The sequence below is a fragment of the Wolbachia endosymbiont (group B) of Aricia artaxerxes genome, assembly GCF_964026975.1.
Classification (GTDB): Bacteria; Pseudomonadota; Alphaproteobacteria; order Rickettsiales; family Anaplasmataceae; genus Wolbachia.
In genome coordinates this window covers 1262782-1285446 of the sequence record NZ_OZ034718.1, presented here as the reverse complement: position 1 = coordinate 1285446, position 22665 = coordinate 1262782, and the positions used below count along the sequence as shown (strand labels likewise).

At 33.2% G+C, this 22665-nt stretch carries 19 protein-coding genes, 2 tRNA genes and 2 pseudogenes; 17 read left to right on the top strand and 6 right to left on the bottom strand.

Annotation, left to right across the window (positions count from 1 at the left end; all coding sequences use genetic code 11):
• Positions 1-115 precede the first annotated feature (115 nt).
• Positions 116-229, top strand: a pseudogene (locus AAGE00_RS07980) (IS481 family transposase); the annotation flags it as partial.
• Positions 230-527: 298 nt separating this feature from the next.
• Here the strand turns inward: AAGE00_RS07980 and glmS are convergent.
• The 3 genes from glmS to AAGE00_RS05805 form a co-directional block, all read right to left on the bottom strand.
• A complete protein-coding gene (glmS, locus tag AAGE00_RS05815) occupies positions 528-2339 on the bottom strand; it encodes a glutamine--fructose-6-phosphate transaminase (isomerizing) (RefSeq protein ID WP_007302597.1) in 1812 nt (603 codons plus the stop codon).
• Between the two features lie 8 nt (positions 2340-2347).
• Positions 2348-2761: a preprotein translocase subunit YajC gene (yajC, locus tag AAGE00_RS05810; RefSeq protein WP_006012489.1), complete on the bottom strand. Its 414-nt coding sequence runs from the start codon at positions 2759-2761 to the stop codon at positions 2348-2350.
• Positions 2762-2891: 130 nt separating this feature from the next.
• Positions 2892-2968: transfer RNA gene (locus AAGE00_RS05805), tRNA-Asp, on the bottom strand.
• A 181-nt stretch (positions 2969-3149) separates the two neighbouring features.
• Here AAGE00_RS05805 and rpsB point away from each other — a divergent pair.
• The 5 genes from rpsB to AAGE00_RS05780 all read left to right on the top strand — a co-directional run bounded on the left by rpsB (position 3150) and on the right by AAGE00_RS05780 (position 7309).
• Positions 3150-3965: a 30S ribosomal protein S2 gene (gene rpsB, locus AAGE00_RS05800; protein WP_012482019.1), complete on the top strand. Its 816-nt coding sequence runs from the start codon at positions 3150-3152 to the stop codon at positions 3963-3965.
• Complete coding sequence (tsf, locus tag AAGE00_RS05795) at positions 3962-4807, top strand: translation elongation factor Ts (protein ID WP_108784350.1); 846 nt, start codon at positions 3962-3964, stop codon at positions 4805-4807. Before rpsB ends, tsf begins: the two co-directional genes overlap by 4 nt.
• Positions 4791-5534 (top strand): UMP kinase, encoded by a 744-nt coding sequence (gene pyrH, locus AAGE00_RS05790; protein WP_010407219.1) that lies wholly within the window; start codon positions 4791-4793, stop codon positions 5532-5534. Before tsf ends, pyrH begins: the two co-directional genes overlap by 17 nt.
• A 7-nt stretch (positions 5535-5541) precedes the next feature.
• Positions 5542-6099, top strand: coding sequence for a ribosome recycling factor (gene frr, locus AAGE00_RS05785; protein ID WP_007302601.1), 558 nt, complete (start codon positions 5542-5544; stop codon positions 6097-6099).
• Positions 6100-6292: 193 nt separating this feature from the next.
• Positions 6293-7309: a substrate-binding domain-containing protein gene (locus AAGE00_RS05780; RefSeq protein ID WP_341815205.1), complete on the top strand. Its 1017-nt coding sequence runs from the start codon at positions 6293-6295 to the stop codon at positions 7307-7309.
• Positions 7310-7411: 102 nt separating this feature from the next.
• Here AAGE00_RS05780 and AAGE00_RS05775 read toward each other — a convergent pair whose 3' ends face one another.
• Positions 7412-8380 carry a hypothetical protein gene (locus AAGE00_RS05775; protein ID WP_007302603.1) on the bottom strand — a complete coding sequence of 323 codons (969 nt, stop codon included), beginning with the start codon at positions 8378-8380 and terminating at the stop codon, positions 7412-7414.
• A 124-nt stretch (positions 8381-8504) separates the two neighbouring features.
• Here AAGE00_RS05775 and AAGE00_RS05770 point away from each other — a divergent pair, with 124 nt between their 5' ends.
• The 3 genes from AAGE00_RS05770 to dcd all read left to right on the top strand — a co-directional run bounded on the left by AAGE00_RS05770 (position 8505) and on the right by dcd (position 11719).
• The gene (locus tag AAGE00_RS05770) at positions 8505-9962 is read left to right on the top strand and encodes a TrkH family potassium uptake protein (RefSeq protein WP_213863942.1); all 1458 of its coding nucleotides are present in this window, start codon (positions 8505-8507) and stop codon (positions 9960-9962) included.
• A gap of 129 nt (positions 9963-10091) precedes the next feature.
• Entirely contained in the window at positions 10092-11051 is a 960-nt protein-coding gene (locus AAGE00_RS05765) for an IS5 family transposase (protein WP_341815149.1), read from the top strand.
• Positions 11052-11161: 110 nt separating this feature from the next.
• Complete coding sequence (dcd, locus tag AAGE00_RS05760; protein WP_006012513.1) at positions 11162-11719, top strand: dCTP deaminase; 558 nt, start codon at positions 11162-11164, stop codon at positions 11717-11719.
• Here the strand turns inward: dcd and AAGE00_RS05755 are convergent, their stop codons facing one another.
• Both AAGE00_RS05755 and AAGE00_RS05750 read right to left on the bottom strand, forming a co-directional pair.
• On the bottom strand, positions 11720-12745 hold the full coding sequence (locus AAGE00_RS05755; protein ID WP_213863943.1) for a hypothetical protein: 1026 nt from the start codon (positions 12743-12745) through the stop codon (positions 11720-11722).
• A gap of 126 nt (positions 12746-12871) precedes the next feature.
• Positions 12872-14107 (bottom strand): metallophosphoesterase family protein, encoded by a 1236-nt coding sequence (locus AAGE00_RS05750; RefSeq protein ID WP_052265037.1) that lies wholly within the window; start codon positions 14105-14107, stop codon positions 12872-12874.
• A gap of 190 nt (positions 14108-14297) precedes the next feature.
• Between AAGE00_RS05750 and AAGE00_RS05745 the strand changes: the two genes are divergently transcribed.
• From AAGE00_RS05745 to AAGE00_RS05710, 8 genes and pseudogenes are all read left to right on the top strand, one after another.
• Positions 14298-14385 (top strand) — tRNA-Leu (locus tag AAGE00_RS05745).
• Between the two features lie 20 nt (positions 14386-14405).
• Positions 14406-15491 carry a GTP cyclohydrolase II gene (locus AAGE00_RS05740; RefSeq protein WP_213863944.1) on the top strand — a complete coding sequence of 362 codons (1086 nt, stop codon included), beginning with the start codon at positions 14406-14408 and terminating at the stop codon, positions 15489-15491.
• Between the two features lie 72 nt (positions 15492-15563).
• Complete coding sequence (locus AAGE00_RS05735; protein WP_007302609.1) at positions 15564-16244, top strand: virB8 family protein; 681 nt, start codon at positions 15564-15566, stop codon at positions 16242-16244.
• Positions 16231-17022 (top strand): P-type conjugative transfer protein VirB9, encoded by a 792-nt coding sequence (virB9, locus tag AAGE00_RS05730; protein WP_029237539.1) that lies wholly within the window; start codon positions 16231-16233, stop codon positions 17020-17022. The genes AAGE00_RS05735 and virB9 overlap by 14 nt, the downstream gene beginning before the upstream one ends.
• 16 nt (positions 17023-17038) lie before the next feature.
• Positions 17039-18550: a TrbI/VirB10 family protein gene (locus tag AAGE00_RS05725; RefSeq protein WP_213863945.1), complete on the top strand. Its 1512-nt coding sequence runs from the start codon at positions 17039-17041 to the stop codon at positions 18548-18550.
• 1 nt (position 18551) lies between these two features.
• Complete coding sequence (virB11, locus tag AAGE00_RS05720; protein WP_007302612.1) at positions 18552-19544, top strand: P-type DNA transfer ATPase VirB11; 993 nt, start codon at positions 18552-18554, stop codon at positions 19542-19544.
• 30 nt (positions 19545-19574) lie between these two features.
• A complete protein-coding gene (locus AAGE00_RS05715; protein WP_341815204.1) occupies positions 19575-21593 on the top strand; it encodes a type IV secretory system conjugative DNA transfer family protein in 2019 nt (672 codons plus the stop codon).
• A 100-nt stretch (positions 21594-21693) separates the two neighbouring features.
• Positions 21694-22577 (top strand): annotated as a pseudogene (locus tag AAGE00_RS05710) (P44/Msp2 family outer membrane protein).
• The last annotated feature ends 88 nt before the right edge of the window (positions 22578-22665 follow it).

Below are 22665 nucleotides of genomic sequence, written 5' to 3'. Positions count from 1 at the left end.
TAGTGTAAATTGCCATATTTACTTTGTGCTACGGTTTGAGATAGAATAACAACTTGCTTCAAATATGGAAAGGCAGTACAACTCTATAATCAAGTTACTGAACTCTCATTTACTCCTCTTTTTTTGTAAAACAATCTACAATTCATTAGAAGATCTTCAGATAGACGTTGATCATTGGTTGTGTTTTTACAATGAGACAAGACCTCATTCTAGTAAATATTGTTATGGCGATGTAGACTTTCCTGAATAGAAAACATATTAGAAAAATATTAGTAACATTACATAAGAGACTGATATTAGTTTTCAATTTTTCTGTTAGTTAATTCTTGCTTGCTAGGTTAAGTTGTGTCTGGTAACCATAATGGCAAATCTTGTTAATTTGAGGCGTGGATTTTAGCCTCTCTCATCCTTACATTAGTTACATATTCTTTCGCAGAGGGCTAATGATAGCAATGAATTTATTAGTAAAATTCAGTAATTTATAACTGACAATTAGAGCTGTTAATTAGCAACTCACTTTAAATAAGTTACTCAACTGTGACAGATTTAGCTAAATTTCTCGGACAATCTACATCTAACCCTTTTTTTTCTGCAATAGAATAAGCAAGAAATTGCATAGCAACACTGTAGATAATTGGAGAAACAAAATTGTCAACTTCTGGAAGTTGCACCACATCTATGCAAATTCCCTTTAAGAGCGGTGCTCCTTGCTTATCACTAAAGGCAATTACTTTACCTTTTCTTGCAATAATCTCTTGTATATTGGATAGCGTTTTAAAGAATAAATTATCGTAAGGAATAATTGCGATAACAAGTACAGTAGAGTCTATCAAGGCGATAGAACCGTGCTTCATTTCTCCCGCTGCAATACCAATTGTGTTGATATATGAAAGCTCTTTTATCTTCAATGCACCTTCCATTGCAACTCCATATGAGCTTCCTCTCCCAATTATAATTATATTATTGTGCTCTAATATACTGCCTGATATATGTTGTATTTCCATCACATTCAAAACATGCTCTACATGTTCGGGAATGGAATTAATAGCACCGCTTAGTTCCTTTATCCTCTCTCTACCCAGTATACCTTTTATTTTTCCAAGCTCTACAGCAAAGCATGCTAAAATTGCAAGCTGCGTAGAAAAGGTTTTTGTCGAAGCAACACCAATCTCAGGTCCAGCAAGAGTATGCAATACAATATCTGAGGCTTTTTCTATGCTGCTATTAAATGTATTAATTATGCTAATGATCATTTGTTTCTGCAATCTCGCATAACGTAGTGCTTCCATAGTATCTGCAGTTTCACCAGATTGAGAAATGAATAAGCCAATACTACCTTCTTCGAGCTTGACGCTGCTATACCTAAATTCTGACGAGATTTCTAGATATACCCGAATTTGAGCAATACTTTCCAGCCAACACTTTGCTATTAGTCCAGCAAAATAGGATGAACCGCATCCAACTATAGTAATGTAACCTAGTTCAGAAAATAATTCTTTGTTGATTTCTTTATATTGTTTATAAAATTGATTTATTGTTTTGTTTAATGCATACGGTTGCTCAAAAATTTCTTTTAGCATAAAGCTAGGGTAACCATTTTTACTAATTAGAAAATTTCTTGGACTGCTATTTTCTGTTCTGCGTTTAACTTGTATACCATTATTATATATACTGAATTCGTTAGATTTTATTACTGCAATATCATTATCTTCTAAATGCAATATTTTTTCTACAAATGAATTCAAAGTATTAGTATCAGAAGCAGCAAACACTTTATTACAGTTATATCCTATTGCTAAAGGCAAATTTCTTTTTGCAACAAATAAAGTATCTGGATATTCTGCAAATAATAAAGCCAAAGCAAGTGAACCTTGTAAATTGTTTAGACACTGTAATATAGAATCAATTGGTGATAACCCTTCATCAAGATATGAAGTTAATATGTTTGGTATCACTTCTGTATCAGTATCGGTGTGGAAAGATACTCCCTTTTCCTCCAGATCCTTTTTTAATATATTGTAATTTTCAATTATGCCATTATGAGCAACAACAACATTATTTATATAAATGGGATGAGCATTTTTAAGATTTGGAGCTCCATGTGTAGCCCAACGAGTATGTGCTATACCAACTTTGCTACTAGATATCTTGCTCTCATGAACAACTTCACACAATCTTTCAACTTTACCTTCTGATTTTTTTACTTCTATCTTACCTCTATTATTTATAATTGCTATACCTGAAGAGTCATAACCTCTGTATTCCAATTTTTGCAACGCGGTTAGTAAAGTTGGTATTACTGAATCACCGCTACTTACTATACCTAATATTCCACACACTTCTTAAATTATGAAGCATTTTTGTCTTTTTTACTTTCCTCTAGTTTATTTTTCTTGCCATTCTTTTCAACTTTGCTTTTTTCAATAGATTTAGCTACTGGCTTTTGAATTTCTTTATTTAAGATTTCAGATATAGCAGACTTTAGGATTTTTATTTCAATTTTTGGTGCTATTTCTAGTATTAGTTGTGCATTTACTTCGTCAACTTTGTTTACTTCACCTATTATTCCACTAGAAGTAATAACCGTATCACCACGTTTTATTTGATCTATCATCCTTCTATGTTCTTTTAGTTTTTTGTGATTGGGACGAATAATGAGAAAATAAAATACTACAAATATTAAAATGAGTGGAATAAAGCTAGCAACAGATGCTGATACATTGTTAGTCGCATCTGCCGCAAAAACCTCAGAAATGAACATATTTAATCCCAATTATTAACGATAAAGTTAAATAGATTAAGCAGCAATTACAATATCATGTCAAGTCTCTGAAAGAAATTAATTCAAATTAATAAGAAAGTTAAGGAATTTTAAGGTGTTTCTGCTGTAATGGCGGGAGTGATGAGACTTGAACTCACGACCTCATGCGTGACAGGCATGCGCTCTAACCAACTGAGCTACACCCCCCATTGCTTTTTAACGTTTGCAATCTTAAAGCTAATCAACGTGTTGCTACTTGTCAATATTTTTTGTTTGCGCTTTTTTGTCTTTTTTATTACTATGTAAATAACTTAATTTCACACATGGCTTATGCAAGTAGTCCCGTTAGGGTTATGCCATGGAGGATAAACTATTTGGAGGAGTAAATATGACAAATTTGCCTAAAGTCACTATACGTGATTTAGCTGAATCTGGTGTGCATTTTGGCCATAAAGTTAGTCGCTGGAATGCGAAAATGGCCCCATATATATATGGTGTACATCAACAGAATCGTATACACATAATAGACTTACGAAAAACATTACCATTGTTAGAGGCGGCAATGAAAGCTTTATACGATGTTGCATCTCAAGATGGTCGCATTTTATTTGTTGGTACGAAATTTCAAGCTTTAGATATTGTTGCAAGTGAAGCGGTTCGTTGTGGTCAATATTATGTAAATGATCGATGGCTTGGTGGTATGCTTACTAATTGGAACACTGTTTCTTCTTCGATAAAAACTTTGATACAATATGAGAAAATATTAAATGATGAAGATAGTATCTTAACAAAAAAAGAATTAGGAAATATTGAAAAGAAAAGAAAAAAGCTTGATAAAGAATTGGGTGGCATTAGAGAAATGGGAGCAGTTCCTGATATTTTATTCATTATTGATACTAACAAAGAGCATATAGCGGTTAAAGAGGCTAAAAAACTGGGTATTCCTGTAGTTGGAGTACTTGATACCAATTCTGACCCAGATGATATTGCCTATCCTATATCAGGAAATGATGATTCAAGAAAATCAATAGAGCTCTACTGTAAATTAGCTGCTGATTCTATATTAGCTGGAATAGAGTCTAGTTTGACAAGGTCTAGAGTTAAGGATGATGAGCTTATTCAAGAAAAAGAAGGGGGTATTGTGCAAACTAAAAAGAAGCGTATGAAGGATGAAACAGAAAGGGAGGTAATAGTAAGTAAATGAAGATGGATTCAAGTAGTATAAGGGAATTACGCGATAGAACAGGGCTTGGCTTAAGCGATTGTAAGAAAGCGTTAGAAGAGTGTGATGGTGATATTAAGAAAGCCGTTGATAGGTTACGTACAATAGGATTTGCTAAAGCTGACAAAAAGTCTGATAGAGTAGCTTCAGATGGGCTTATTGCTATGTGCTTGGCTAAAAATTATGGTGTATTGGTTAAAGTCAATTGTGAAACTGATTTTGTTGCTAGAAATGAGAAGTTCATAGCATTAGTTTCAAATTTAGCATCAATTGCTTGTCAAGAACGTTGTACTAGTCTTGATGAGTTAAAAAATGCCAAATATGAAGATGTTGGTACAGTACAGGAAGCTATTATGAGTGGTACATCGGTTCTTGGTGAGAAGTTAGAGTTAAGCAATCTTTGCTACCTAGAGACTAAGGATGGGATTATTGCTGGCTATGTACATGGTGATATGCATGGCTTAGGTAAGATTGGTGCTTTAGTAGCATTGCAATCATCTGGTGATAAACAAGAGATTGGAAAGCAAATAGCTATGCATGTAGTTGCTATGAAACCTGAAGCTTTATCTATAGATGATTTAGATCAAGAAAAATTAAACAATGAGCGTTCTATAATTGAGGAGCAAGTAAAGAGCTTAAATAAACCTGAAGAGGTAGCGAAAAAAATAGTAGATGGACGAATGGCTAAATACTATGAAGAAGTTGTTCTACTAGAGCAGAAGTTTATAAAAGATGATAAAATGAAGATTGCTGATTTTATAGAATCAAGTGCTGTTAAATTAGCTAATTATAAGTTACTTACTTTGGATGGTGCAAATAAGTAACAAAACTTCAGAAGTAAAGTACCCCAGAGTGTTATTCAAAATCTCTGGGGAGGCTTTGATGGGATCAAAGCTATTTGGCCATGATATGGAAGTTATAGATAAACTATCCAAAGACATAGTTGAAGTTTGTAATCTTGGAGTTCAAGTTTGTATTGTTGTTGGTGGTGGGAATATTTTTCGTGGTGCATCAGCATCTTTAAGTGGCTGTGAAAGAGCAAGCAGTGATTATATTGGAATGCTTGGTACTGTCATTAATGCTTTAATTTTGCAAAATTTTTTAGAAAAAAGCTCTATAGTCTCTAGGGTGTTGTCTGCTATACCCATGACTACTATATGTGAACCTTATATAAGAAGGAAGGCTATTCATCATTTAGAGAAAGGTAGAGTAGTCATTTTTGCAGCAGGCACAGGTAACCCATTTTTTACTACAGATACAGCTGCAGCTTTACGTGCTGTTGAAATGAATTGTGATGTTATTTTAAAAGGTACTCAAGTAAGTGGTGTATATTCTGCCGATCCAAAAAAAAATGAGAATGCTGTGATGTATGATAGGCTTTCTTATACAGATCTGCTAACTCGTGATTTAAAAGTTATGGATGCATCAGCAATTTCACTTGCTCGTGAGAATTCTATCCCAATTGTAGTTTTTTCTTTAAAAAGAGAAAAAATGGTTGATATTATTAAGGGTCAAGGCACTTATACTATAGTTTCAGATTGTAAACATTAGGTAATTTATGTTAAACGAAATAAAAGCTAAAACAAAAGAAAGAATGCTAAAAACTATTCAGTCTTTTCACGATGATATGAAAGGTGTACGTACTGGTAGAGCTAACGCATCATTACTTGATGGTATAGTTGTAAATATCTATGGTGGACATCAAAAACTGAACCAAGTTGCAGGAGTTTCAGCTATAGATAACAAAACTCTATCAGTTAAAGTTTGGGATGCTACTGCTATCGGTGAAGTAAAAAATGCGATAATCAATGCTAACCTGAATTTAAATCCTGTTGTTGAAGGAAATACTATACGTATAGTTCTTCCAGACTTAACACAAGAAACTCGTGAAAAATTAGTGAAATTATTGCATCAATTTTCTGAAAATGCACGAGTTGCAATTAGAAATATACGCAGAGATGTTATGGAAGAAATAGAGGAAATGAAGAAAAATAAGGAAATCTCAGAAGATGATTTTCATGTTGCCAAAAAGGAAATACAAAACATTACTGATGATAATGTAAAAAAAGTCGATGATGACTTATCTATTAAAGAAAAGGATATATTGCATCATTAAGTTAATATGAAAGAATTTTTCAGTATTGAAAAACATAAGAGGATTCGATATAGATACAGTTGTATGAATGCTGTGATTCAGATCTCATCATTACGCACACATTTGATCGTTATACCTTTTGAAATCTAGAAAAAAAGCTTTTCAGTTTGATTTTTTATTACGATAATTAAGTTTACACTCTTGAGCGAAAACGATGCTGAAACGCCTTTTCCTTATTTTTGCATTTGTATTACTCATCCCACTGTCAAATGTTGATGCCAGAAGATATATCAGAATTGTTGGATCTTCAACTGTTTTTCCTTTTATCTCATTTATATCTGAAGAATTCAGCCGTATATTTTCCTTTAAAACTCCAGTTGTAGAATCGATAGGAAGTGGATCAGGGTTCAAAATGTTTTGTTCAGGAATAGGGGAAGGCACACCAGATATCACTACTTCATCTCGCCCTATGAAGGAAGTAGAGAGAGAATTATGTAAAAGAAATAAAGTGAATGAAGTAATAGAGATAATAATTGGCTATGATGGAATTGTTATTGCAAATTCAAATCAAAGCCATAGATTTGATTTTACAAAAAATGACCTGTTTGAAACTTTATCTTCATATTCTGAAGACAATGATAGATTAGTAAAGAATAACAAGAAATTTTGGTCTGATGTAAATCAAGCTCTACCAAAAACAGAAATTAAAATCTATGGCCCACATCAAAATACAGGTACACATGAAACTTTGATTAATTTTATTATGCTTGATCAATATTCATGTATGAACTCAAGGATTTTCAAAGAGAATTATCAAGACCAAGAAAAAAGAAAGAAAGCATGTAGTAATATCAGAGATGATGGAAGATATATAGAAGTTGGAATTAATGAAAACATAATAATACAAAAATTGAAGAGCAATAAAAATGCTTTAGGAATATTTAGCTTCAGCTTTTTAGCGAAAAACCAAGATGAGATTCAAGGAAGCACAATCGCAGGAATTGAGCCAACTTATAAAAATATATCATCGGGGGAGTATATGTTAGCAAGGCCTTTATATCTTTATATAAAGAAAGAACACTTAGATACTGTTGATGGATTAAGGGAATTCATTAGAGAAGTTGTAGACTCTATTAGTACTGAAGGTAGATATTTATCTAGGCTTGGCTTAATTCCACTTTCAAGCGAAAATATAAAAAAAGTCTTGGAAAAGGTTCGTGATATAATATGATGACTTTGATATTTTTTTATTCTGGATACTAGGTTAAAAATAGAACGTTTAAATTTCTTGTTTTTATTGTTATCATACTTAGATTTCCTAAGAACTTATTTACTACAAAATACAACAAGTTCTATTTATTTGAGAAAGTTGTGCGTCTTGTAGAACAGATTTTGTTGTAGGTTTCTCTGTAGCTATTTCAAGGTTTTCTTCTATGGTTTTTTGTTCTCTGTAATCTTTAACTTCTTGAATGAAATCTTCAAGCCACTTCTCACTACCTATCTTGGCATGTCGTTGTTGCTCACCTTTAAGAAGTTTTATTACAGCTGCATCTTGATTTTCAGGCACTCTTTGATATTTAAGCCACAAGTCACGAATATCAGGAGGAGCTTTTTTCAAATGAGCTTCAAAGGTTGCTTTTGTGTCTTTTGTACTTTCTTCTTGTTGATCTTGATGGAATTTAAACCAGAAATTGCGAATATCAGGAGAAGCTTTATCCCAAAGAAGTTTAGTAATTTCTTTTATATTTCTCAGATCTTCTTGTTTCAATCTTTTACCATCACCTATATATCGTTTATTAAGACCAACTTGCAGAGGATAAAGTAAAAGGGTAGTTTTGCTCTGTGAATGTATAGGTCTATTTAAAATCATTGCTAGATTTGTATCACAATCTTCTAATACTGCTTTAACTTTTTTAACATCTAAATAATCTATTGCTTGACGTAATTTGTGGTGAAGATCACTTGTTCTCTTTAAGTTTTTCACTTTTTGCATATGCGAATCATCATTTCCTTTCGCTTCTTGCATAGCTATATCACACGAAATACTCTCAATTTTTTGCTCCATTTTCTGTATACATTGATTAATTTCCTTTTGATTTTTTTTGAATATAATCAACTGTGAAGTGGTACAAGGGTTAGGTAGATCGTCTTTAAACTCTTTTTGTATATTACTAGGTAATTCGCTTTTCAAAACTTCTTGTATATCGCTATCGTAATTATTTTTTATATTCTCAAAGTTGCCTTGTATAGCTTCACTAATTAATGAATCTCGAATGTTTTTTTGTCTGTCAGTTAATAACATACCTTACCTCTATCTCTTATGGCAAATTTAGCGCTATAATTATACGTATTTATAATCAAGTCAAGAGAAAAAATTAGCAAAGCGGTTGAAGTTTTAATAACATATAGCTTTCACAGTACTGTCTATGGAAAGTCTGCAAGTTTTACGTTCAATTGCGTTTATTGTGGGAATTTTTCTATTGTTGTTTGGCGTAGCAATGCTTATTCCTGCTATTACTAATAATTATCTAGGTTACGAATGGAAAAATTTTCTGGTTGGATTTATAGTTACCTGCACATTTAGTGCGACTTTTATTCTACTGGGTAAACTAAATAGGGTACATGGAATGCCGGCAATTTTTGCGATTACCAGTTGTACCTGGATTGCATTATCTCTGTTTGCAGCTATTCCATTTTATCTTGATAGTTTAAGCTACATTGATGCACTGTTTGAAGCAGTATCTGGGATTACAACCACAGGAGCAACTGTTCTAAGTTACATCGAGCAACAATCTCCGGGGATACTACTGTGGAGAGCAATGCTACACGGTATAGGTGGTTTTGGAGTAATTACAGTAGGAATTGCAATTTTTCCCATATTTAAGGTTTTGAGCTTAAATAATTTACTCTATTCTGAGTACTCAGATGCTCTTAAAAGAAAGTTACCACATACGCGAAGCGTAGTAATACATATTGCAGAAATATATTACTGCCTAATTTTATTGTGCATATTTTCCTATTATCTAGCTGGCATGCCATTATTTGACGCAGTATGTCACGGAATGTCCGCTGTATCAACTGGTGGATTTGCTAACTATAACGATTCTATAGGCTACTACAATAACCCTATATTGGAGGTAATAACAATTATCTTTATGATTTTAGGCTCTTTACCTTTTCTGAGCTATTTAAAAATTGTAAGACGATTAGACGTTTGTTATGATGAACAGGTCTCTTACTTTATTAAGATAGTTGTTATTTCATCTTTGCTTGCTTGTTTTTGGTTATATAAAAATTTTGACTTAGGAGTATTTTTATTATTTAGGTACAGCACATTCACCATTACCTCCTTTATCACATCAACTGGCTATATAATGTGCAACTACTTGAATTGGAGCTTTATTTCAGTCTTAGCTTTCTTTTTAGCCTTTATTGGTGGATGTGGTGGTTCTGCTAGTGGTGGAATCAAAATCTTCCGTTTAGTCATTTTTCTAAAATCTATAAGGAATTACTTTAGCTCTTTATTAAATCCAAGTGAAAGCGATAGAGTAAAACTCAATGGTAAAATACTGGAAAATGATGAAGTTCAATCCGTCTTTACGTTTTTTGCGATTTACATGTTAACGTTCACTATATCATCAATAGTGATGTCTTACTTGAGCAATGCGGACTTTATAACTAGCATCAGCTCTGTTTCTGCAATGCTTACAAATTCTGGCCCAGGATTTAGTAACCTAATAGGTCCTTCAGGTAATTATTCCTCCTTTAGTGGTGGAGTAAAGCTATTTCTATCGTTTTTGATGCTGCTTGGCAGGCTTGAAATATTGCCAATTTATTTTTGTATAGGTAGTTTATACTGGAAACTTTGCCATTCCAGAGTGTAACGCTAATTCAGGTTGGCTTTGTTGCATAGCTAGTGTTGGTTGAGGTTATTGTAAGAAGAAAAGCTTTTTAATATATGGCTACTAACGAATTTTGTTGTAAAATAGGCATTTTTCAAACAAGTACAACTTATGCCACAAAAAATGAGAGTAAGTAACCAAAGAGAATATAACGAGTTTCTCAAAAAAAGAGGAAATGTTTTTCATTTTGTTAATCAAGCCATAGAAAATTGGTATGAAAATAGTCCAAAAGTTGCAGGTGGCAATAACACTTATAGTGATAAAGTTGTAATTTTAATACACATAATAGTTCATCTTTTTAGAATTGGCTTGAGACAAGCTGTAGGTTTTGTAAAAGGTTATATGGTACAAATAGGCAAAAAACTTAAGATTATCAGCTATACACAAGCTTCCAGAAGATTTAAAAAGCTTAATTTGAAGATTGATGACCATAGAAGCAATAAAGATGATCTGGAAAATGTTGAAATTGCCGTAGATAGCACTAGAGTTAGTATCTACAATAATAACGGTGGGCATAGTAAGCTTAATATTCGAAAAAGAAAATACAGTGGTTATGGTCAAGTAAGAAAATTACATGTTGTTTTAAACATAAATGATAAGAAAGCAATAAGCATGAACTACACTAGTGGTGTTGCTGTAGACTATTTGCCGGTCTGCGATATGTTAGAAGAAGTCAGTGATAAATATAACATTTGTTCTATTCGAGCAGATGCGGCTTATGATATAAAAAGTGTGTATAAAGAATGCAGAAAATACAATATTGTGCCTATTATTCGCCCTAGGAAGGATACTAAAATTTGTTTAGCTGACTACTTATCAGAAAGAAACAAGTATATTAGTAGAATTAGGTCATATGAGAATTATGAAGATGGTATTAATGAATGGAAGAAAAAAGTTAAGTATGGAGCACGGTCTTATATTGAAGTCTTTTTCTATAGGTTGAAGCAAATATTTGGGTTTGGCTTGAAAAATAAATCAGAGGTAAATCGTGAAAAAGAGCTGTTAATTAAGTGCTACTTATTGAACAAATTTACTGATATAGGTATGGCTGAATTTAAATTAGCTGCGTAAATTCACTGTGATTTACATGCCTATCAGTGCTATGCAACAAAGCCATTCAGGTTTACATTTAAATTCTATTACATATTATTATAAGTATTACAAAACTTTAAAGGACAATTATGGCAGTTATGCCAGATAAATGGATAAGGGAAAAGGCTGAAAACTCTAGAATGATAGAGCCTTTTGTGAATCATAAAAGCAGTAAGGGTGTTGTATCTTTCGGATTATCATCTTATGGCTATGATGCAAGAGTTAGTAATAAGTTTAAGATTTTTACTAATGTTAATTCAGCTATTGTAGACCCAAAGAATTTTTCTGAGAATAGTTTCATAGATAAGGAAACAGATGTATGTATAATTCCACCAAATAGTTTTGTGCTTGCCAGCACAGTGGAGTATTTTCGTATACCAAGGAATGTACTAGTAATTTGTGTTGGCAAATCAACTTATGCAAGATGTGGTATCATAGTGAACGTCACACCTTTAGAACCTGGATGGGAAGGTCACGTCACACTTGAATTCTCTAACACTACTCCACTTCCTGCAAAAATTTACGCTAATGAAGGAGCATGCCAATTTGTGTTTTTAAGCGGCGAAAGTGAGTGTGAGAAGTCATATGATGATATGAAAGGAAAATATATGAATCAACATGGTATCACTTTGCCGTTAGTTAAGTGATTACTTTATAAAGCAAGATATTGTTGGTTTATATTGAAGATTACCAAAATGCTCTTTTATTAGTTCATCACATCTTTTATCGCCTAAAACTGCACGTGCAGAGTGATTTTTAAATGATTCTATAAAGCTAATAAAGAAATTTGTAGAAGGATTACTTAAAGCTTCTGCAACTTCTTTTTTTTCTTTATCATTGGAAAGCCGATTAAATAATTCTTCACCTTTTTTTTGTAGATCATTTTCAAACTCTTGTTTTACAGTAGCCTTATCCGCTCTTTGCAAGAAGAAAAATTCTTCAAAAGTGTACAAGGAAGAGACAATACTGTTAAAGGTACCAGTAAAACATGCACTGCCAACAAGTACTCCATATTCTGTTTGCGATTCTACTAAATGTTTAACCAGTTGATATTTTCTCTGTGATATGCGGGTATTAATATCTATATTATCATCAGCACTTTTTTTATTTTCATCTTTACAAGCTTTCCAAACCAAATTTAAAACTTGCTTCAATGTTAATCCGCTTCCACTATGTGTATCAGGGTTGTTTTTTATACGCTCCAAGCACTTAAGTGCATGTTTTTTCTCATCTTCTGTGAGTTGATCTTTATCCACAGCTTTTTGTGTACCATTTGCTATACACTCTAACTGATCAATAAATCCTTCTATTTCCTCTATAAACTTATCATCAACATCAGGCTCGCCATAGTTTTCTTTTAGCTTTTGAACGTTAATATTAATTGCATCATTTACATTAGTATCATGCGTTGTTTGTGGGACACGCACTGCCTCCATAAATGCTTCAGTTCTTTGCTCTAACCATTCTGGTAATTTGCCTCCTGCAAGAAGATATAGCTTACCCAATGCTTGAGCAACTAGAATTAACGCTATGACAAAAACAATAAATGCTATGAGTAATACTACAGCTAAACCAATGACTAGCCATCTCACAGGGGCTAGTAAAATATCTCTTGCCTTTTTAAATTTCGACATTCTTTGTATGTTATCTGGTGTATTTACTGCTACTGGCATAATTAATTTTAAATACTCTTACTACCATTAATATACTATATTTCTCTTATTTTGTCAACTCACATTTCTACTTCTCTACTTTTTCTCGGTAAGGTCAGTAATCGATAACAACAAATAGTCCTAATTTTAATTTGTTTTAAGTTTAAAGTCTTTCGTTAGGTTTGCAGAATACATTTCCTTATTATCTTGGTTATAGAAAGTAAATTTGTGATCGTCTAAACCTAATATTGCAAAGCCAAAGCCGAAAAAGTTTCTAACTTCGTGTGCTAAGTAATTTCTACTATTTGGATAGTTAAATTCTACGTTTTGATAAACAGGTTCTTGATCTTGAGCGTGTAATAATGCACCGCCGTTTCCAACTATAATCTGATCTGGAACATTATCCATTAATAAAATCTGGGCTATATGAATGTGGCCAGAAACTATGGTAGTAACATTGCTTGGAAATTTATCTCCAAAAGCTTCAATTTGTGTAAGATTGCCATGGCTTTTTAATGTCAAAAATTCTTTTTTTGGAGATCTCCAAAGTGGTTTATGAGTCAAAAACCACGTGGGCTTATCTTGTATCAATTTATCAAACTGCCTCTCAAAAGCATCAACTGTGCTTTGGGTTGTAAAAATTTCCTCACCGGATGAAGAGTCGAAGATAAAAAACTTCATCGGCCCAGCATCTAAGAACCAACTGGAAATAAGATCTTCACATTTTTGAGGGGAAAAGGGGTATGAATCTAAATATCTGAACCATCCTTCATAAGCTCTATTACAACTCTCATGATTTCCACGAACAAAAAGAAAAGGAGATTGTGTTAAAATATCTTTTGCAGGCTCAAACCAATCAGCGTACCAAGCTTCTTTGCTATATCCATAAATATCGCCGCACTTTTTTGTGTTTCTACATTTTGTTTGTCTATAATGATAATCACCAACATGGATAATTAAATCTGGTTTATGAAAAGCGATTGAATCTAAATTTTTTTTCAAAGGCCAGTTATCTACAGAATTACATTCTTGCTGAAATAACATATTTATTCTACATCCTGTATCGCCAATGAAGGCAATTTTGCTGATCTTTTCCGCTAATACGGGAACTTTTATATTGTCAATACTAATGTTTTGAGCATTTGTTTCTACTATCAGTTCACAAACTGTTTCGGTATTGTTAATTGAGCTGCGACTTAGCATTTCTACTGCCTTATTATCGACGTAAGCAATGGGACACATGTTATTGTCTATAATCGCACGTATGCTTAATTTATTTTCTGGAATGATTTGAGACCATGTGTACAATATTTGTGCATGATTAGAGTGAAAGCTAATTGTAAGAGATAGAATTAAAAAAATGAAGATATTAGCTACTTTCATTTGTATAAAAACCTAAATTAAGAATTAGTATTAAGATTATCTTAAATGATTAAAGTTTGTAACCATAAAATTCATAGTTAAATTATACAGGCATTTCCTAAATTATCCTAGTATCAGATTGACACTTTAGATGAAAAATCTTAAAATGATTAAGTAATTTAAAGTAATTATATAGAAACTAGAATAAAGTGCGGTCGTGGTGGAATTGGTAGACACGCAGCGTTGAGGTCGCTGTGGCTCACAAAGCCTTGGAAGTTCAAGTCTTCTCGACCGCACCAAGTTGTTTGGTGTAGGTGAAATGTTTATAGGAAATCAAAGTAGAAATAAAGTAGAAAGGGCCATCAGTGAAGTCAGGCGTGGTCTTCCAATTTTAATATATGATGATGAAAATAACTATCTATTGCTTGCTGCTGCTGAAACTTTAGAAAAAAATTTATTTAGTCAATATAAGCTTATATCAGGTAATGTGTATGTTACTTTGACTGCAAGTAAGGTAAAATACATATGTCAGAGTAAAGAACATAGTAGCAAACGTCTGTTGATAAGCAATTTTGATGAACTGCTCCATTTAATAAACTGTTCAAAGGAAGATTGGATAAAAGAGTTGCAATGCTCAAAGACAATAGATGCGTATGCTGTTGCCTTGCTTAAGTTCTCAGAATTATTGCCATACGCGTTAGTGGCTGATATGACTTTTGAGAATAAACATGAAATGCGAAATTGGTGTGAAGAAAATGACATTATTGCACTAAATACGTTACTTGTGAATGATTTTCAACAAAATCATAGTGTGTATGAAGTGTGCAAAACATCATTATTTTTAAAGCAGACTCAAGAAGTAGATATCATATCTTATAGAACCAAAAGTGGCGGAAGAGAACATTATGCAATTATCATTGGCAATCCAGATAAAGATAATGAGCCATTAGTGAGAATTCATTCTGCATGCTATACAGGAGACTTATTAGACAGCTTATCATGTGATTGCAGAAGCCAGTTACATCAAGCGATTCAAATAATGACCGACTTTGGGAATGGCATTATATTATACTTGATGCAAGATGGGAGAGGCATTGGTTTAACTAATAAGTTAAGAGCATACAGTATGCAAAGAAAATATAATCTTGATACTGTTGATGCAAATAGAGTATTGGGTTTTGAAGATGATGAAAGGAGCTTTGCTGTTGCAGCTAAAATACTTAAGAAATTGAACATTAATAAAATACAATTACTTACAAACAATGGTAGAAAGTTATCAGAGTTGAAAAATAACGGTATAGAAGTTACAAAGTGTGTACCACTTATTATGGAACGCAATGAATATAATCATTCATATATGGAAACAAAATTTGGCAAGTTAGGCCATGGATTAAGGGTTTATTAGCTTTTTTGTTATAACTACTTTGTTAGCTTGCTATGTTAATTAATATAAGTTAAGATTTTTAAGAATATTGAGATGCTGAAATTTTTAAAACAAGAAAAAAGTAATGAGTCATTGGATAAGGATATAAATTGGAATTCAAGTCGCTATAGCACAGTTGTTGCTCAGAGAAATACTTTACTTTTATTTACATTAATATTACTAGTTGCAATTTCTATAAGCATATTAGCTATATTTAAAATTAGCACAAGTAGCACTATTGAGCCATTCGTTATAGAAATTGATAAAAAGTCAGGAATAGTGCAATTGGTTGATCCTGTTACAGTAAAACAATATTCTGCAAATGAAACGCTGAACGATTATTTTATTTCAGAGTATATAAAAGCAAGGGAGGTTTTTGACCCATATAATTATAATTATAATTATTATACAAAAGTAAGGTTGTTTTCTTCGCCTAGTGTATATAGTGAATTTAGCAATTATATAAAATCGCAGAATATGAATGACCTTTTTAATTTATATTCAGATGCTAAAGGTGAGTTGAAAATTCGTTCAATTCAAAAATTAGGTAATGATGCTCTTCAAGTGAGATTTTCTATAGAATTTACACGAAAAGATGGAAATTCCTCAAGGAAAAATAAGATAGTTGTGATGTCGTATAAATATGCATCGCTTGAAATGAATGATCAGCAAAGATATATTAACCCGTTAGGGTTTCAAGTTATTTCATATAGAGTAGATGATGAATATGTGTAGGATATTGTTAGTTTTAGCTTTACTAATAAGTGGCAACTTAAATGCATCTATTAATAATAAACCTATTTCTGTAGATAGTAGAATAAAGACTTTTGTATATAGCCCTAATGAGGTGTTTACAGTAATTTTTAGTCAAGGTTACTATTCTTATATTGAGTTTGCAGAAGGGGAAAAAGTCAAAAATATTGCTGTTGGTGATGCATCAAGTTGGAAAATTAATCCTTATGATAATAAACTGCTTGTCATGCCATTTGAAGTCAGTAGTCGCACTAACATGATTATTACGACAACTAAAAAGAGAAATTACATTTTTGATCTAATTTCAAGACCAAATTACGATAAATACCCAGATACTGATGCTAAAAAAGTGGATCATGATTATTCCGTTGAAAAGGATATATCTTACGTAATACGTTTTTATTATCCTCAAGAAGAAGATGAATTTGATGTTGATTTAGATGAGGTTTCTTTACCTACTCAAATGCAATACATTACAGAAAAGCCAGAAAAAATAATACAAGAAAATAATACGAGGTACAACTATACATATATTGATGAAGGTGGTAACATAGATATAGTTCCAATTGAGTTATTCGATGATGGTTATTTAACCTATTTAAAGTTTAGAAATAGTAATAAAATTCCTCAGATTTTTATAGAAGGCGAATCCTGTAAAAGGCTGTTATTTGATGATTATGTTGTAATAAAAGGAGTACATAAAAAGCTATTAATGCGTTATGAAGGTAGTGAAGTTGAAGTTATAAATAGGTCACTTTAGTTCTGGTACATATAATATGAGTAAAGAAAGGCATAATAGTGTAGAAGATGAATCAGAGATAGAAAGCAAGGTAGTAACAGTTGGCTCTAATCAAGGTTATAAGGCATTGATGATAGTTATGGTAGCGCTCTTAGTTGGTGGAGTGTACTATCTTTATTTTAGTCCTTCTAATAAAGAGGGTCCAGAGATTGTTAAAAAAGAGGAAACAAAGCAAAACATTCAAGAATTGAAAGGAAAGTTAGAACAAGTTCCAGATAATGTAGTAGTTTCCGAGAGGATAGCAACTGATCTCTTGCCACCCTTACCTCCTCTTCCTATCCCACAAGTCATACCAGAAGTAAAACAAATCAAAAAAGAGGAAGTGACAAAAAAAGAAGAGCAACTAAAAGAAATTCCCTTGTCAAATATACCTGTTTTACCAAAGCAAAATTTTCCTTCTGGTAATGTTATTAGCAATTTGCCTACTTCATTTCCTACAATAGGGGGTGGCGGTTATCCTAGAGACAGACGTAGTGCACAAATGTTAGCAATTTCAGGTAGTAGTGGGGAAGGTAAAGCTACAGATGCTGTTTTATCCAATACCTCAGCACAGTCGAGCAAAGCTACCAAAGCTGGAAAGCTTGGTTTAATGATTATTCAAGGTAAAGTTATTGACGCTATTCTTGAAACTGCAATAAGTTCTGACTTAAAAGGAATGCTCCGTGCTGTTGTTAGTAGAGACGTTTATGCAGAAACTGGTGATACAATTTTAATACCAAAAGGTTCAAGGTTAATAGGTGGTTATTCATTCGACTCAAATGTTGCAAAAGCCCGCGTGAACATAAATTGGAATAGGATCATTCTTCCTCATGGTATAGATGTTGCTATTGCATCATCTGGTACCGATGAGCTTGGAAGGGCAGGGATAGCTGGAATAGTTGATAATAAAATAGTAAGTGCATTATTCTCTTCAGTGGCACTTGCTGGTGTTTCGATTGGTTCAGCTGTTGTAGGACAAAAAGCCTCTAATCTTATCGATGCGCTAACTGCCATGTATGCAGAGAAGTCTATTACTGCAACTGAAATAGATATTTCTTCTCTCAAAGGGGCTATTGTTGAGAGATTGGAGAATTCTATAAAAACTGAAGTTGGGAAGGTAGGAGACGAAAAATGGAAATTGGGTATTAGGGCTATTGAAAAAATTCGAAATGCTAAAAGTGATCAGGATTTGCTGAGAATAATAAAGGAAGAAATAGTAAGTGTGATAAAAAGTTCTGGAGCTAGTGGAGTTGATACAATTACTAGTGACAATATCGGTATAACTTTAGACGATGTACGTCAACTGTTGAGGCAAACTCAGAAAAGAAGCAAATCTGTTTATGATGAAGAAATTGGGAAGTCAATCAATGATTTTTCCAAAGACATGCGAGATATAGTTGATAGGAGTGTAGATAAAAAACCAACTATTTATGTTAATCAAGGAACTGCATTGAAAGTATTTGTTAACCAAGATATAGTATTTCCTCCACAGTCAATATTAAATAACTGAAATGAACTATGCTGCACTTGATACATACTTGGAGCCATTACAAGGGATATTTCAAGAGGAAGGTGTAAATGAAATATCAATAAATAAACCGAAGGAAGTATGGATTGAAAATCGCGGTGAAATAAGATGCGAAAAGTTAGAAATATTTGATCTTAATCATTTAAAATCTCTTAGCAGGTTGATTGCTCAAGCTACAGAACAAAAACTGAGCGAAGAGACACCGCTGCTTTCAGCTACATTACCAAATGGTTATCGTATACAGATAGTGTTTCCTCCAGCATGTGAGCCTGATAAAGTAGTCATTTCAATTCGTAAACCTTCTTCTATGCAATTGGCATTGGATGATTATGAAAAAATGGGGGCTTTTTCTGAAACTGTTATAGGAGTGACCGATAATCCAGTAGATCGTCACCTAGATTTGCTACTGAAACAAAAAAAAATAAAAGAGTTTTTAGAATATGCTGTAATAAGTAAGAAAAATATCATAATTAGTGGTGGAACTTCCACTGGTAAAACCACTTTTACTAATGCTACTTTGCGTGCTATTCCATCTGAAGAAAGAATTATTACTGTTGAAGATGCGAGGGAGATAGTTTTGAATGATCATCCGAATAGAGTACATCTTATTGCTTCTAAAGGAGGGCAAGGCAGGGCAAAAGTGACCACTCAAGATTTGATAGAGGCATGTTTACGTTTAAGACCAGATAGGATAATAGTTGGTGAATTACGTGGAGCAGAAGCTTTTAGTTTTCTTAGAGCAATAAACACTGGCCACCCAGGGTCAATATCAACTCTTCATGCGGATAGTCCGGCAATGGCTCTTGAGCAAATAAAACTTATGGTTATGCAAGCAAATCTTGGCATTCCCCCAGATCAGATCATACCATACATTAGAAATGTAATTGATATTGTTATTCAGCTAAAAAGAACCAGTGGAGGCAAAAGAAGCATTTCTGAGATATTATTTACTAGATCTTCAAATGAAAATACTTAAATTTATACGTAAGTTAAGAAAAAGTAGTTTATGAGTAATGGAAATCACCTACGCAATATTCTCATAGGAGGTGTAGTATCTTTTAGCATACTTGAATTTTGCTTCTATTTGTCTGGTATATTATTCTACCTGTTTGTTGACGGTCCAGATGGTGTAGATTTTAGAGCAATTAATCCTAGCTTGACACCTTTTCCTCAAGCTCTCTGGCCGACAATTTTTGATCATATACAATATTGTTGGCATCATCCAGAGCTATATAGCTTTGAGCTCAAAATTAAATTAGTTGTATCTTCTATACTGCCTCAAATTGTTTTGATGATTATTTTGTGGAATGTGAGAGAAAGACTAATTGAGTGGCGGCCATTTAAAAAGAAAGAATCACTTCATGGAGATTCACAGTGGGCATCAGAGAAAGACATACGAAAAGCGGGATTAAGAAGCAAAAAAGGTCTATTGCTTGGTAAAGATAAGAGAGGATATTTTATTGCTGATGAGTTTCAGCATGCATTGCTCTTTGCACCTACAGGCTCTGGTAAAGGTGTTGGTTTTGTAATTCCTAATTTGTTATTTTGGAATGATTCGGTAATTGTGCATGATATAAAATTAGAAAACTATGAAATAACAAGTGGTTGGCGAGAGCGACAAGGACAAAAAGTATATGTATGGAACCCAGCGCAGCCAGATGGGGTAAGCCATTGTTATAATCCACTGGAATGGATTAGTGAAAAACCTGGACAGATGGTTGACGATGTGCAAAAAATAGCTAACCTAATCATGCCTGAACAAGATTTTTGGCAAAACGAAGCAAGAAGCTTATTTGTTGGGGTGGTACTATATTTACTTGCTGCACCAGAGAAAGTTAAATCTTTTGGTGAGGTTGTGCGTACGATGCGTAGCGATGACGTAGTTTACAATCTTGCTGTAGTTTTGGACACAATGGGTAAAATAATACATCCGGTAGCGTATATGAACATTGCAGCTTTTTTGCAAAAGGCTGACAAAGAAAGGTCAGGTGTTGTGTCAACTATGAACTCGTCGCTTGAATTGTGGGCAAACCCATTGATCGATACTGCAACTGCATCAAGTGATTTTAATATTTTGGATTTTAAAAAGAAGAAAACTACAGTTTATGTTGGTTTAACTCCTGATAACTTAACTAGGCTCAGGCCTTTAATGCAGGTTTTTTACCAACAGGCAACTGAGTTTTTATGTAGAAAATTGCCATCGGATGACGAGCCTTACGGCGTATTATTTTTAATGGATGAGTTTCCAACACTTGGAAAAATGGAGCAATTTCAAACGGGCATCGCATACTTTCGTGGCTATCGAGTAAGGTTATTTTTAATTGTTCAAGATACTGAACAGCTTAAAGGAATATATGAAGAAGCAGGAATGAACTCCTTTTTATCAAACTCAACCTATAGAATAACTTTTGCAGCCAATAATATTGAAACGGCTAATTTGATATCTCAGCTTATAGGAAACAAAACTGTACAACAAGAATCATTAAACAAACCTAAATTTTTAGACTTGAATCCTGCATCAAGATCATTGCATATCTCTGAAACACAGAGAGCATTGCTCTTACCTCAAGAAATTATTATGCTGCCACGTGATGATCAGATAATTTTGATAGAATCGACTTATCCAATTAAGTCAAAGAAAATTTTGTACTATAGTGATAGCACATTCACAAGAAGGCTGATTAAACCAACACGTGTGCCTACACAAGAGCCATATGATCCAAACAAGGTCTTTTCTGCTGCTAACAAAGATAAGATTAGTAATGAAGAAGAGAGTAATGCTATTGAAGCTGCTGATTATCCTGTTGAAGCTAAAACTGAAGATGCAATATACGATGAGCCAGGGATTGAAGATGGATTTGAAGACGAGGATATTGATGATAAGTTTGAAGGTGGTGATGGGTTTGATGATGAGGAAGACGATGATGGGTTTGATGATGAAGACAGTAAGGATGAATTTGACGATGATGATGAATTTGAAGATGAGGACAAACTAGACGGCAATAAAATCGAGGATAGAGGTTAATTTTACCTATTTTTTAGCTTAGAAAATAATTAGTTTTTTCATATTAAATCATTTTTAATTAATTAGTACTAGATTAGCTATTTTAACTAGAGGAATAGTCATGATGAGTAAAAAAACATTAGCAGTTACAGCACTTGCTTTATTGTTGTCACAACAATCTTTTGCAAGTGAAACAGAAGGATTTTACTTTGGTGGTGGATATTACGGTCAATATTTGAACTTGGGTAAGTTGAAAGCAAAAATTGGAGGCAAAGATGTAAAGATGATAACCGTGTATCTATAAATGACATAGACGCTCAGAGAACAGAAGGTCAGTTAATAAGTAAGTATAAAGGAGATTATAACCCACCTTTTGCTGCAAATGTAACGTTTGGTTACACAGGAGAACTAGGCAATAATAGCTATAGAGCTGAATTGGAAGGGATGTACTCTTCTGTAAAAGTAGATAATATTGGTTTATCAAGTAATCAAGTAACTGTTTCGTATCTAAAAGACGTTAGTGAGAGTGCTAATAAAAAAACTTATATGTATAAAACTGTAATTAATCATGACCAAGTAGAAAACGCATCTGTAATGGCAAATGTTTATCATTATTGGAAAAGTGATAGTTTATCTTTTTCTCCTTATGTTGGGGTTGGAGTCGGTGCAACAAGAATGACAATGTTTGAAAAATCGTCAATAAGACCTGCAGGTCAATTGAAAGCTGGCTTTGATTATCGTATAAACGAAGATGTAAATATGCACATCGGATATAGAGGTTTTGGTGTTCTTGGTAGTAATGTTGATTTTGAAGCAGAGGTGTTAGGAGAAATGAAAGCAAAGCAACCGGTAAACCCAGATGGAAAAAAGATATTAGAATTGAATAAAAGTCAAAAACCATCGGACCAGAAGTTACACAAAGAAAGTATCAGTATAGGCAATCAAGTGTTTCACACACACGGTATAGAAGCTGGTCTTACTTTTCATTTTGCAAGCAAAGCTTAACTCTGATAGAGACTATTTTCCTGGTAGCACGTCTGCGTCACACGACTGTAGCTGCTAACCAGGTGACAACTTTCTCGTTATCTGAATA